The organism is Streptomyces sp. NPDC002206 (assembly GCF_053593595.1).
On the sequence record NZ_JBSFCW010000003.1, the window covers coordinates 345927 to 358104 of the forward strand.

General features: G+C 70.8%; 13 protein-coding genes. 6 read left to right on the forward strand and 7 right to left on the reverse strand.

What is annotated here, in order from left to right; genetic code table 11:
• Nucleotides 1-248 precede the first annotated feature (248 nt).
• The gene (locus ACWCP8_RS09710; RefSeq protein WP_356005403.1) at nucleotides 249-860 is read left to right on the forward strand and encodes a hypothetical protein; all 612 of its coding nucleotides are present in this window, start codon (nucleotides 249-251) and stop codon (nucleotides 858-860) included.
• A gap of 33 nt (nucleotides 861-893) precedes the next feature.
• Here the strand turns inward: ACWCP8_RS09710 and soxR are convergent, their stop codons facing one another.
• Nucleotides 894-1367 carry a redox-sensitive transcriptional activator SoxR gene (gene soxR, locus ACWCP8_RS09715; protein ID WP_352266505.1) on the reverse strand — a complete coding sequence of 158 codons (474 nt, stop codon included), beginning with the start codon at nucleotides 1365-1367 and terminating at the stop codon, nucleotides 894-896.
• A 149-nt stretch (nucleotides 1368-1516) separates the two neighbouring features.
• Between soxR and ACWCP8_RS09720 the strand changes: the two genes are divergently transcribed.
• On the forward strand, nucleotides 1517-1978 hold the full coding sequence (locus ACWCP8_RS09720) for a MaoC family dehydratase (protein WP_352266506.1): 462 nt from the start codon (nucleotides 1517-1519) through the stop codon (nucleotides 1976-1978).
• A gap of 25 nt (nucleotides 1979-2003) precedes the next feature.
• Here ACWCP8_RS09720 and ACWCP8_RS09725 read toward each other — a convergent pair whose 3' ends face one another.
• The 3 genes from ACWCP8_RS09725 to ACWCP8_RS09735 all read right to left on the reverse strand — a co-directional run bounded on the left by ACWCP8_RS09725 (nucleotide 2004) and on the right by ACWCP8_RS09735 (nucleotide 4239).
• Nucleotides 2004-2627, reverse strand: a complete 624-nt coding sequence (locus tag ACWCP8_RS09725) for a TetR/AcrR family transcriptional regulator (RefSeq protein WP_267006002.1) — start codon at nucleotides 2625-2627, stop codon at nucleotides 2004-2006.
• Between the two features lie 83 nt (nucleotides 2628-2710).
• Nucleotides 2711-3001, reverse strand: a complete 291-nt coding sequence (locus ACWCP8_RS09730) for a YiaA/YiaB family inner membrane protein (RefSeq protein ID WP_267006001.1) — start codon at nucleotides 2999-3001, stop codon at nucleotides 2711-2713.
• A gap of 86 nt (nucleotides 3002-3087) precedes the next feature.
• Nucleotides 3088-4239 (reverse strand): acyl-CoA dehydrogenase family protein, encoded by a 1152-nt coding sequence (locus tag ACWCP8_RS09735; protein ID WP_352266507.1) that lies wholly within the window; start codon nucleotides 4237-4239, stop codon nucleotides 3088-3090.
• Between the two features lie 66 nt (nucleotides 4240-4305).
• Between ACWCP8_RS09735 and ACWCP8_RS09740 the strand changes: the two genes are divergently transcribed.
• From ACWCP8_RS09740 to ppk2, 4 genes are read left to right on the forward strand one after another with little or no spacing between them, the layout of a single operon-like run.
• Entirely contained in the window at nucleotides 4306-4980 is a 675-nt protein-coding gene (locus ACWCP8_RS09740) for a TetR/AcrR family transcriptional regulator (RefSeq protein ID WP_451115165.1), read from the forward strand.
• A gap of 14 nt (nucleotides 4981-4994) precedes the next feature.
• Nucleotides 4995-5714 carry an ArsR/SmtB family transcription factor gene (locus ACWCP8_RS09745; RefSeq protein WP_326602746.1) on the forward strand — a complete coding sequence of 240 codons (720 nt, stop codon included), beginning with the start codon at nucleotides 4995-4997 and terminating at the stop codon, nucleotides 5712-5714.
• Nucleotides 5715-5747: 33 nt separating this feature from the next.
• Entirely contained in the window at nucleotides 5748-6779 is a 1032-nt protein-coding gene (locus tag ACWCP8_RS09750; RefSeq protein ID WP_352266509.1) for a DMT family transporter, read from the forward strand.
• Nucleotides 6706-7737: a polyphosphate kinase 2 gene (ppk2, locus tag ACWCP8_RS09755; protein WP_330243995.1), complete on the forward strand. Its 1032-nt coding sequence runs from the start codon at nucleotides 6706-6708 to the stop codon at nucleotides 7735-7737. Before ACWCP8_RS09750 ends, ppk2 begins: the two co-directional genes overlap by 74 nt.
• Before the next feature lie 273 nt (nucleotides 7738-8010).
• Here the strand turns inward: ppk2 and ACWCP8_RS09760 are convergent, their stop codons facing one another.
• The 3 genes from ACWCP8_RS09760 to ACWCP8_RS09770 form a co-directional block, all read right to left on the reverse strand.
• Nucleotides 8011-9348, reverse strand: coding sequence for an MFS transporter (locus ACWCP8_RS09760; RefSeq protein ID WP_356002810.1), 1338 nt, complete (start codon nucleotides 9346-9348; stop codon nucleotides 8011-8013).
• Between the two features lie 217 nt (nucleotides 9349-9565).
• Nucleotides 9566-10645 (reverse strand): Zn-dependent alcohol dehydrogenase, encoded by a 1080-nt coding sequence (locus ACWCP8_RS09765; RefSeq protein ID WP_451115168.1) that lies wholly within the window; start codon nucleotides 10643-10645, stop codon nucleotides 9566-9568.
• A 40-nt stretch (nucleotides 10646-10685) separates the two neighbouring features.
• Nucleotides 10686-12080, reverse strand: a complete 1395-nt coding sequence (locus ACWCP8_RS09770) for an aldehyde dehydrogenase family protein (protein ID WP_451115170.1) — start codon at nucleotides 12078-12080, stop codon at nucleotides 10686-10688.
• Nucleotides 12081-12178 lie beyond the last annotated feature (98 nt).

The following is a 12178-nucleotide window of genomic DNA, read 5'->3' on the forward strand; positions in this document are numbered from 1 at the left end:
GGGTGGCCGATGCGCCGGAGGTTACTGGCGGTATGACCCGTCGGTAAGGTGAGCATCGGTCACCTTTTCCGAATCGCCACATGCCGCCGTGTGCGAGCCGGATTCGCGCCGGGTCCGGGCCCGTTCGAGCTGCGTCCGACCAGGCCGTCTCGGCCAATGGACGCGAATCGCCTTTCGATGGAGCCGAATCGGGCAGTCGTACGTCCATCCCTTGACGCCGAAGTACGAGCGACGGAGGTGGCAGTTCGATGGCCGGTTTCCGCAGTCTTGCGAGACAGGTCCGCGATCCGCGAAGTGACCTGGCGCTGCGGCGGTACTCGCTGCGCAAGTGCCTGGAGAGGTTCGCCCCCTACGGTCACCGGGCGACCTGGCACCATCTGTGTGCCCGGCACTGGATCGAGCCCGAGGACCGGGCCCCCGACCCGGTGCGGCTGGTGCACGCACTGGAGGAGCTGGAGGAGGCCCGGGCCGTCTGGCTGGGGTACGAGGCGGGGTTCGCCGAGCGCCGCAGGCGGGAGAAGCACGAAGGGCTGCGCCGGCCGGGCGCGTTCGACGACTGGCACCGGCGCACCTGGGGCGGGAACGGGGTGGCGCGCTGCGACGATCCGGCGGTCCATCCGTCCGCGCCGCTGGGCCAGGTGCTGGGCCGGCTGATCGCCGCTCTGGAGTCGGAGCCGGGCACGGCCTGCCCGGTGTGCGCGGGGACCGGGATCGCCTGGCGCCAAGAGCTCAGCCACGAGCCGTGGTCGGGGCCGGTATGCACGGGCTGCGGGATCGTGGTGCCGCAGCCCGTGCTCACGCCGGGGGCGCTGGCGAGAGCGCGGCGCATACGGGCCAGGAACCTGACGTCCGCGGCATGAGGAGCGCCCGCTCCGCCCCGGCCCGCGACTCGCCTACGGGCAGCCCGCCGACCGGCGCTCCGGCATCAGCCGGGAGCCGCTGATCGTGTCCCCGGAGATGTCGTTCGGGTTGGAGAGCACACATGTCTCCAACGACAGACAGCCGCAGCCGATGCAGTCGGTGAGATGGTCGCGCAGCCGGCCCAGCTGCTTGATCCGCTCGTCGAGTTCGGAGCGCCACGCCTCGGACAGCCGCGCCCAGTCGTCGCGGTTCGGGGTGCGCTCCTCCGGGAGCTCGGCCAGCGCGTCGCGGATCGTGGCCAGCGGTATGCCGACCCGTTGCGCCGCACGGACGAAGGCGACCCGGCGCAGCGCATCCCTGCTGTAGCGGCGCTGGTTACCACTGGTGCGGCGGCTGCTGATCAGGCCCTTGGCCTCGTAGAAGTGCAGGGCCGAAACGGCGGCGCCGCTGCGCGCGGAGAGCTGGCCGACCGTGAGTTCATGGAGTGTCTGTGGGATCTGGGGCACCCCTCGAACCCTACGTGCACTCCTCCGGGCCGGTCCGTCGTTGACAGGAACGTCACGCCCAACCATGCTGAGCAAGCGCTTAGACAGTAGCGATGAATGACGGATGCATGACGATGCACGGTCGAGAGCGGGAAGGCAGGACCAGGGACATGGCAGAGCCGAGGATCTTCACGTCCGCGCAGGAGTTGCGCGACGGGGTGGGCGAGCAGCTGGGGCACAGCGACTGGCTGGAGATCGACCAGAAGCGGGTCGATCTCTTCGCCGATGCCACCGGGGACCACCAGTGGATCCATGTGGACCCGGAGCGGGCCGCGGCCGGCCCGTTCGGCACGACGATCGCGCACGGCTATCTCACGCTCTCGCTGCTTCCGGCGCTGGTCCCGCAGATCATGCGGGTCGAAGGCATGAAGATGGGCATCAACTACGGCACCAACAAGGTCCGTTTCCCGGCCACCGTGCCGGTGGGCTCGCGACTGCGGGCGACGGCCGCCCTCCAGAGCGTCGAGGAGGCGGGTGGCGGCGTCCAGGTCACCGCCGTCGTCACGGTCGAGCGCGAGGGTGGCGACAAGCCGGTCTGCGTCGCCGAGTCGGTGTCGCGCTACTACTTCTGAGCCCGCGGAGCGGCACCCGGTCGCGCTACCGCTGGGCCGCGACCATCCGCAGGACGAGGTCGGCGTAGAGCGCGCCGACCTCGTCGGGCGTCCGGCTCCCCTGCGCGCTGAACCAGCGCGCCACATCGATGCATAGCGAGAGCACGGCCAGCGTGGTGCCCGGGATGTCGGGGACGTCGAACTCCCCCGCCTCCACGCCTTCACTGATGATCCGGCGGATCACCGCGTCACTCTTGCGCCGCAGCGCGACGATCTCGGTGCGGTGCTCCGGGCCGAGGGCATCGAGTTCGTACTGGACCACGCGGGCGGTGGTGTGCCCTTCCGCGTGCCAGCGGACGAAGGACCGCACGGCGTGGGCGAGCCGCTCGGACGCCGTGCCTTCGCTGTCCGCGGCCGTCTCCAGAAGCAGCAGGGCCCGGTCGTGACCGATCCTGCTGATCCGGTGGAGCAGCTCTTCCTTCGTCTTGTAGTGGATGTAGAGCGCGGCGGGGCTCATCCCGGCGCGGCCCGCGATGTCACGGGTGGTGGTCGCGTGGTACCCGCGCTCGGCGAAGGCATCGACGGCCGCGACGAGGAGCCGTCTGGCCGCCTCGGGCGTCACCTCGCCCCACGGCGTACTGTCGCCGCCGGTATCCTCCGCCGTGCTCATCGTCACTGACCCCTTCCATTCACCAGGACGCACACCATACCCCGAACCTGAGCAAGCGCTTAGGGGTCCGGCGGCTGAGGGCGTCAGAGCTTCTGGAAGGGGTCGTGCTCGGCGAGGATCTTCTCCAGCCGGGCCTGGTCGACCCGGCTGATGAGCTGCCCCGCCTCCTGGCGGTCCCGGATGACCTTGGCGAGGGTGAAGCAGGACGTGACGAGATAGAGGACGCCGACGGCGAGGAACCCCCGCACCCAGGCGTTCGCGTCGAGGAAGTAGATGCCGAGGGTCACCGCGCCCATCGCCACCCCGAAGGATGCGACGGCCTGTCCGTAGAAGGCCGCGGTGCTCTGCTGCTTGACCGATGTCGTCTCACTCATGAGGGACAGCATCGGCCGCTGCGGCGCCCGGCACATCCGACCCCGTACTCAGTCCGGTACTCAGACGCCCGTTCGGGTGAGACGGCTCAGAAGGCGGAGACACCCGTCAGCGCACGGCCGATGATCAGCTTCTGGATCTGGCTGGTGCCTTCGTAGAGCGTCATCACACGGGCGTCGCGCAGCAGCTTGCCGACCGGGTACTCGTCGATGTAGCCGTAGCCGCCGAAGACCTGGAGGGCGTTGTTCGCTGCGCGGACGGCGGCCTCGGAGGCGAAGAGCTTCGCCTTGGACGCCGCGGTGGCGAAGTCCTCGCCGCGGTCGATCAGGTCGGCGACCCGCCAGGTCAGCAGCCGGGCGGCGTCCACGTCCACCGCGATGTCGCTGATCAGTTCCTGGACGAGCTGGTAGCTCGCGATGGACTTGCCGAACTGCTCGCGTTCGCCCGCGTAGCCCACGGCGGCGTCGAGGGCGGCCTGCGCTATGCCGACGCAGCCGGCCGCGACCGACATCCGGCCCTTGGCGAGCGCGGACATGGCGACGGAGAAGCCCTTGCCCTCGGGGCCCAGGAGCGTGGCGGCGGGGACGCGGACGTCCTCCAGAACCACTTCGGCAGTGGCCTGGCCGCGCAGACCGAGCTTGCCGTGGATGGTGCGGCGGGTGAGGCCGGGGGTGTCGGTGGGCACCAGGAAGGCGGATATGCCCTTGTGGCCGGGGGTGTCGCCGGTGCGGGCGAAGAGCAGTACGACGTCGGCCCAGGTGCCGTTGGTGATGAACATCTTGGTGCCGTTGATGACGTACGAGTCGCCGTCGCGGACGGCCTTCGTCGTCAGGTTCCCGGCGTCCGAGCCGGTGCCGGGCTCGGTGAGGCCGAAGCAGCCGATCGCCTCGCCCGCGGTGAGCCGGGGCAGCCACTGCCGCTTCTGCTCCTCGTCGCCCCAGGTGGCGATGGTCTTGGCGACCAGACCCAGGGAGACCGAGACGATGCCGCGGACCGAGGAGTCGCCGCGGCCGAGTTCCTCGGTGACCAGACAGTACGCCAGGTGATCGCCGCCCGAGCCGCCGTACTCCTCGGGGACGGTCAGTCCGAGGAAGCCGAGGGAGCCCAGCTTCTTGACGATCGACCTGTCGACATTCTCGGCGCGGTCCCATTCGACGACATGCGGCGTGATCTCGCGGGCGACGAAGTCCTTGGCGAGCTGCCGGACGGCTTCCTGCTCCTCGCTGAGCTCCAGGTTCATCCTTCGGTTCTCCCACTTTTAATTAGCACTGCTAGTTTTCCGTTCGCAGGCCCTACTATGTGCCGCATGGCCCGACCGCGCAAGCCCCTCCTCAGCAGAGACCGCATCGTCGAGGCGGCGAGCGCGCTCGTGGACGCCGAGGGGCTCGACGCCGTCTCCACCCGCCGGCTCGCGGCCGAACTCGGGGTCAGCGGACCCTCGCTCTACAACCACTTCCGCAACAAGGACGAGATCCTGGACGCGGTCGCGGACGCCGTCTCCGCTCAGGTCGATCTGTCGATGTTCGACGAGTCCGACGGCCGCGACTGGCGAGCCGCCCTGCACGACTGGGCGGTCTCCTATCGTGCGGCGCTCGCCGAGCACCCGCACATCGTCCCGGTGCTGGCCCAGGGCCCCGGCCGCCGTCCGGCCGGGCTGCGGGTCGCCGACGCGGCCTTCGGTGCGATGGTCCGCGCCGGCTGGCCGCCCGCCCAGGCCACATACATCGGCGCACTGATGCGGTACTTCATCACCGGCTCGGCACTGGGCTCGTTCGCGCGCGGCTTCGTCGACGACGAGACGGCGTACGACCCCGCCGACTATCCGCACCTCGGCCAGGCCCATCTGCTGGCCGACCGCCGTCAGCAGGTCGACGAGGGCGCGTTCGAGACCGGGCTGCGGGCGTTGCTCGACGGCCTCGCCCTGCAGTACGAGCAGGGGCAGGCCGCGGGCACGGTTCGGCCGGCGCCGAAGCATTCCTGACGCATCCTGGGTACATGGCACGCATGGCACCCCACGACCCGGCCGCACCCCGCCTCGCCGCCCTGGCCGCCCTCCTCGCCGACGAGACCCGCGCCTCCTTCTGTCTGGCCCTGCTCGACGGCCGCGCCTGGACGGCGGGGGAGCTGGCGCGGTACGCGTCGGTGGCGCCGTCGACCGCCAGCGAACACCTGGGGAAGCTGATCGCCGGGGGCCTGCTCACCGAGGAGCGGCAGGGCCGCCACCGTTATGTGCGGCTCGCCGACGAACGGACCGCCCATCTCGTCGAGGATCTCGCCGCCCGGGCCGCACCCGGTGACGGGGAGCGGCCACAGACCCTGCGGGCGGCAAGCACGAGCAGCGCACTGGCCCGCGGACGCACCTGTTACGACCATCTCGCCGGCCGGATCGGCATCGCGATCGCGGACGCGATGACCGTGCGGGGGCTGCTGCGGCAGGACACCGGCTTCGCGCTCACCGACACGGGTCTCGGCTGGTTCGCGGAGCTGGGCATCGGGCTGGACACCGGGACGCGGCGTCCCCTCGTACGCAGCTGTCTGGACTGGACGGAGCGCAGGCCGCATCTGGCAGGGGTCGCGGGCGCCGCACTGTGCAGGCACGCCCTGGACGCCGGCTGGTGCGTGAGGATCGGGTCCGGGCGGGCGGTGAAGGCGACCGGGGACGGGGAGCGGGCGCTGCGCGAGCTGCTCGGAATCGAGCCGGAAACAATTCGGTGAGGGCCGAACCGTTCCCCGTTTAGAGTCGGGCCCATGACGACACCCATACCCGCCTCCGCCGCGCCCGCCACCGCGCCCGCGGGCCGCGACCGGCGGGCGATCGCCGCGGCCGGCACCACCGTGGTGCTGTGGGCCTCCGCCTTTGTCTCCATCCGCAGTGCCGGTGAGTCCTACTCGCCCGGTGCGCTCGCGCTCGGCCGGCTGCTCGCGGGTTCGCTGACGCTCGGCGCGATCCTTCTCGTACGCCGCGAGGGGCTGCCGTCCAGGGCGGCGTGGCCGGGCATCGTCACGTCCGGGGTGCTCTGGTTCGGGCTCTACATGGTGGTGCTCAACTGGGGCGAGCAGGAGGTCGACGCGGGCACGGCCGCCATGGTCGTGAACATCGGCCCGATCCTGATCGCACTGCTCGGCGCCCGGCTGCTGGGCGAGGGGCTGCCGCGCAGACTGCTGACAGGGATGGCCGTGTCGTTCGCGGGCGCCGCGGTGGTCGGTCTCTCCATGTCGGGACACGGGAGTTCGTCGGTGCTCGGGGTGGTCCTCTGCCTGCTGGCGGCGATGGCGTACGCGGGCGGGGTGGTCGCCCAGAAGCCGGCACTGCGGCACGGCTCGGCGCTGCAGATCACCGCGTTCGGCTGCATGGTCGGTACGGTCGCCTGTCTGCCGTTCTCCGGTGTGCTGGTCTCCGAGGCGGCCGACGCCCCGGTGTCCGCGACGCTGAACATGGTCTATCTGGGCATCTTCCCGACCGCCCTGGCCTTCACCACCTGGGCCTATGCGCTCGCCCGCACCACTGCGGGACGGATGGGCGCCACCACATATGCCGTCCCCGCGCTGGTGGTACTGATGTCGTGGCTGCTGCTCGGCGAGGTGCCCGCACTGCTCACGGTCGGCGGCGGCCTGCTCTGTCTGGCCGGGGTGGCGGTCTCCCGGAAGCGTCCGCAGACTGGACGCACCCGAAAGAGTCGGGCACAGCCGGTGGAGGGACGCCGTCATGACCCGGAGCGCCAAGGATCCGAGCAGCCGCAGGAAACGGAAGAAGAGGAGCAAGGCTGCCGACGACGCTGACCACAGGGAGGCCGCCCTCGCCTGGGCGGCACGGCACGGCGGCGCCGAGCTCGAAGCCTTCGGCGTGACCGACAGCGGGGACGACGATCCGGTCCTGGTGATGCCCGACGGGCGGGCGCGCGACGCCTGGCGCGAGGACTATCCGTACACCTACAAGCTCGGCCGGAAGGCATACGAGAAGGACAAGCGCGCGCTGCAGATCGAGCTGCTCAAGTTCCAGCACTGGGTGAAGGAGCGCAACGAGCGGCTGGTCATTCTCTTCGAGGGGCGCGACGCGGCCGGCAAGGGCGGCACCATCAACCGCTTCACCGAGCACCTCAACCCGCGTGGCGCACGGGTCGTGGCGCTGGAGAAGCCCACCGAACGCGAACGCACCCAGTGGTACTTCCAGCGGTACACGGCACATCTGCCGAGCGCCGGGGAGATCGTGCTCTTCGACCGTTCCTGGTACAACCGGGCAGGTGTGGAGCGGGTGATGGGGTTCTGCACGACGCGCGAGTACCTCGAATTCATGCACCAGGCACCGGGCTTCGAGCGGATGCTCGCCCGGGACGGCATCCACCTGGTGAAATTCTGGTTCTCCGTCTCCCGCAACGAGCAGCGCAACCGGTTCATGATCCGCCAGATCGACCCGGTGCGGCAGTGGAAGCTGAGCCCGGTCGACCTCGCCTCGCTGGACAAGTGGGACGCATACACGGAGGCCAAGGAGGTGATGCTGTTCCACACGGACACGGCGGACGCGCCCTGGACCGTGGTGAAGAGCAACGACAAGAAGCGGGCCAGGCTGGAGGCGATCCGGCATGTGCTGCACCGCTTCGACTACCCGGACAAGGACACGACGGTGGTCCGCGAGCCGGACCCGCTGATCGTGGGTCGGGCCTCCCGGCTCTTCGAGCAGGGCGAGATGGATGCCCGGCTGCTCACCACGCACCGGTCGGAGGCCGGGCCGACGGCGTGAGCCCGGGCCGGAACACCACCACGAGGGCGCGGCCGCTGCTGCCCGCGATCATGCTGTCGAAGGCCGCCGGGATGCCGTCCGGCGCGATCCGTGCGGTGACCGTCGCGCTTCCTCCCCCGCGTGAGCGGGAGGGTTTCCCGTTACGCCGGTCGGCGTCTCCCCGCGAGGTGTTGCGGGGGTCCACAGCCATCACCTCCCGTCCGGCGCGCTCCGGCTCCGGCACCGGTCGGGGAGGCACCGGTGCCGGAGCCGGAGCAGGTCCGGGAGCCGCGATCAGCCTGAACTCGCTCGTCCCGCAAGGACCTTGATGGAGACAAGGGCGATGACAGCCAGGCCGATGATGTAGGCCGCCACCGCCATCGACGTGCCCGTCGCCTCCAGCAGCAGCACCATCACGAACGGGGCGAGGCCACCACCGAACACCGCCGCGATCTGGTAGCCGAGCGAGGCTCCGGTGTAACGCATCTCGGCCGTGAACAGCTCGGCGAACAAGGCCGCCTGCGGCCCGTACATGATGCTGAGGAAACAGCTGGTGACGAAGGTGCCGACGGCCATCCAGAGCAGCGACTCGGTGTCGATGAGCAGGAACATCGGCACCGCCCACACGGCGAGCCCGGCCGCCCCGAGCGCGTAGATCCGCAGCCGCCCGATGCGGTCGGACAGCGCCGCCGACGCCGGTATCAGGACGAGCTGGGTGAGGCTGATGCAGAGCGAGACCATGAGGACGGCCTCGCGCTTCATGCCGAGCTCACGGGTCGTGTAGTCCAGGACGCCGGTGATGATGATGTAGAAGGTCGCGGTGTTCACGGCGAACGAGCCGCCCGCGAGGAAGACCGTGCCGAGGTGCTCCCGCACGATGGTGCGCAGCGGGGAGCGCGCGGAGCGGCTCGCCTCCTGCTCGGCCAGTTCCTTCTCGGCCTCGCGGAACTCGGGGGTCTCCTCGACGCGCGTGTGGATGTACCAGGCGAGGACCAGCACCAGCAGACCGACCAGGAACGGCAGCCGCCAGCCCCAGGCGGCGAACTCGCTGTCGCTGGTGAAGGCTCCTGCGGCGAGGAAGACGGTGTTGGCGGTCACCACACCGATGGGAACGCCGAGTTGGACGAGGCTTCCGTAGACGCCGCGCTTGCCCTCGGGGGCGTATTCGGTGGCCATCAGCATGGCGCCGCCCCACTGGGCGCCGACCGCGATGCCCTGGGCGACGCGCAGGGTGACGAGCAGCACCGGAGCGGCGATGCCGATCGTCTCGTACGTGGGAAGCAGGCCGATGCCCGTGGTGGCCACGCCCATCAGGGTGAGCGCGAGGACCAGCATGGGTTTGCGACCACGCTTGTCGCCGAGCTGGCCCGCGATGATGCCGCCGAGCGGACGGGCCAGGAAGCCCACGGCAAAGGTCGCGAACGCGGCGAGGACACCGGCGGAGCCGCTGCCTGCGGGGAAGTAGAGGTCTCCCAGGACCAGGGCTGCGGCGATGCCGAAAACGAAGTAGTCGTACCACTCCACCGCGGATGCGAGCGCTGCGGCGGTGGCCACCTTGCGGCGGGCCCGCGTCTCGGTGGGGGTCGGGACGGTATCGGTGGTGCCTGGGGTGGCGGATGGTGACGTGTCCATGCGTGCACACTCCGGTGGGTGCGGGGGACGGGGTGCCCGGCGGGGCTGATCCGCCGGTCCGGGGAACGTACTGACCGGACGGTATGCGGGTCAACGGGTCGCGCAGCAGCAGTTTTTACCTGCATATGACACTCGGACGGCCGCGACGAGGAGGGGCCGGGCATGCCGAAATCCCCGGCCGCCACCGAGGGCGGCCGGGGTCTCTTCCGGGCGTCGGCTAGAAGACCACCAGGGCGCGGCCGCCCTTGCCCGCGATCATGTTGTCGAAGGCCGCCGGGATGCCGTCCAGCGCGATCCGTTCGGTGACCATCATGGCGAGGTCGAACCTGCCGGCCCGGATGTGCTCGGCGAGCACGGGCAGATCGCGAGCGGGGTCGCTGTTCCCGTAGACGCAGCCGGTCAGCGAGCGGCCCCAGTGGAAGATCTCCAGGGCATTGAAGGTCACCTGCTGGTCCTTGCCGCCGATGCCGACGACGGTGGTGCGGCCGCCGCGCCGGGTGGAGTCCCAGGCGCCGCGGATGGTCGCGGGCCGGCCGACGCACTCCACGGCGACGTCCGCGCCCTGTCCGCCGGTGAGCCTGCGGATCGCGCGCGGCGTGGTGTCGGAGGCGATGACGTAGTCGGTGGCGCCGGCCCGGCGGGCGAGCTCCTCCTTCTCCGGGGAGACATCGACGGCGATGATCTTCGAGGCTCCGGCGATGCGGGCGGACTGGAGCACGGCCAGCCCGACGCCGCCGATACCGAAGACGACGACCGTCTCGCCGGCCCGGACCTGCGCACTGTGGTGGACGGCGCCGTATCCGGTGAGGACCGCGCAGCCGAGCAGGGCGGCTTCGGTCAGCGGGATGCCGTCCGGGGCGGGAAGCACACAGTTCGCGGCGACGACCGTCTCCTGGGCGAACGCCGCGACGTTCAGGCCGGGGTGGAGTTCGGTGCCGTCGGCGGTACGGGCGTGGATGTTGCCCGCACCCGTCAGGGCGTCGGCGCAGAGCCAGACCTCACCGATCCCGCAGTGGTGGCAGCTGCCGCAGGACGGCGCCCAGTTGAGCACGACGCCGTCGCCGGGCGCGACATGCGTGACGCCCTCGCCGACAGAGAGGACGGTGCCCGCTCCCTCGTGGCCGAGGACGGCGGGGACGGGCACCCGCATGGTGCCGTTGGACAGCGACAGATCGGAGTGGCAGACCCCGGCGGCGGCGAGACGGATCCTCACCTGGCCGGGTCCGGGCTCCGGGAGTTCGATGTCGGTGACCTCCAGGGGAGCTCCGACGGCGGGCAGTACGGCGGCGCGGACCACGGACCGGCTCCTTGCTGATCGGGGGTGATCGGGGGGTGGTTCAGAACTGGAGGGACTTGGTCTGGAGGTACTCGCCGAGGCCGTGTGAACCGAGCTCCCGGCCGACGCCGGACTGCTTGTAGCCGCCGAACGGGGCGAGCGGGTTGAACCGGCCGCCGTTGATGTCGACCTGCCCGGTGTCCATCCGGCGGGCGAAGGCGACGGCCTCCGCGTCGTCGGCGGCCCAGACGGCGCCCGCGAGCCCGTACACCGTGCCGTTGGCGATCCGGAGGGCGTCGTCCTCGTCCTCGTACTTCAGGATCGAGATGACCGGGCCGAAGATCTCCTCCTGGGCGATGGTCATCTCCGGGGTGACATCGGCGAACACGGTGGGGCTGACGTAGTACCCCGTCGCGAGCGGCGCCTCGGGGCCGCCGGCGACGACGCGGGCGCCCTCCTCGATGCCCTTCTCGATGTAACCGCGCACCCGGGCCCGCTGCTTCGCGTTGACGACGGGACCGACCCGCTCCCCCGGCACGTATTTGGCGACGGCCGCGGCGGCGAGAGCGACGGCTTCCTCGTACCGCTCGGCGTCGACGAGCATCCGGGTCCAGGCGCTGCACGTCTGGCCGGAGTTGGACATCACGTTGGCGACGCCGACGTTGACGGCCTTGACCAGATCGGCCGAGGGCAGGATGACGTTGGCGGACTTGCCGCCGAGCTCCAGCGCGACGCGCTTGACCGCGCCGCCCGCGGTGGCGCCGATCTGCTTCCCGACGGCGGTGGAGCCGGTGAACGAGACCAGGTCGACGTCCTCGTGCGCGGCCAGGGCCTGTCCGGCGACCGGGCCGAGACCGGTGACCAGGTTGAAGACACCGGCGGGCAGGCCGGCCTCCGCGGTCGCCTCGGCGAAGAGCTGCGCGGTCAGCGGGGTGTCCTCGGCGGGCTTGAGGACGATCGTGCAGCCTGCCGCGAGTGCGGGAGCCACCTTGGCGACGATCTGGTGCAGCGGGTAGTTCCACGGGGTGATCGCCCCGACGACACCGACGGGCTCCAGCAGGACGGTGGAGTTGCCGTGCTTCTCCTCGAAGGCGTACGAGGCGGCCAGTTCGGCGAAGGACCCGGCGACCAGGATCGGCACGCCCGCGTGGACCATCTGCGACAGCTGGAGCGGTGCGCCCAGTTCGGCGGTGATCGTGGCTGCGATCTCGTCCTGACGGGCCACCAGGACGTCGCGCAGGGCGGCGATCCGTGCGGCACGCTCGACCGGCGGGGTGGCGGCCCAGCCGGGGAACGCGGCGCGGGCGGCCCGTACCGCGGCGTCTACGTCCTCGGCGGTTCCGGCCGGCACATGGGCGATGACCTGCTCGTCCGCCGGGTTCACGACCGCGATCGTGTCCGCGCCCGCTGCGGGGCGCCACTCCCCGCCGATGTACATACCGTCGTGGGCCTTCATGGCATTTCCTCCCGGGCAGGGGTACGGGCGATGTCGTCCGCCCCCAAACTAGCGGCGTTAGTTTTTTGGCGCCAGAGACGCCCGTCACGTGCGGCCCG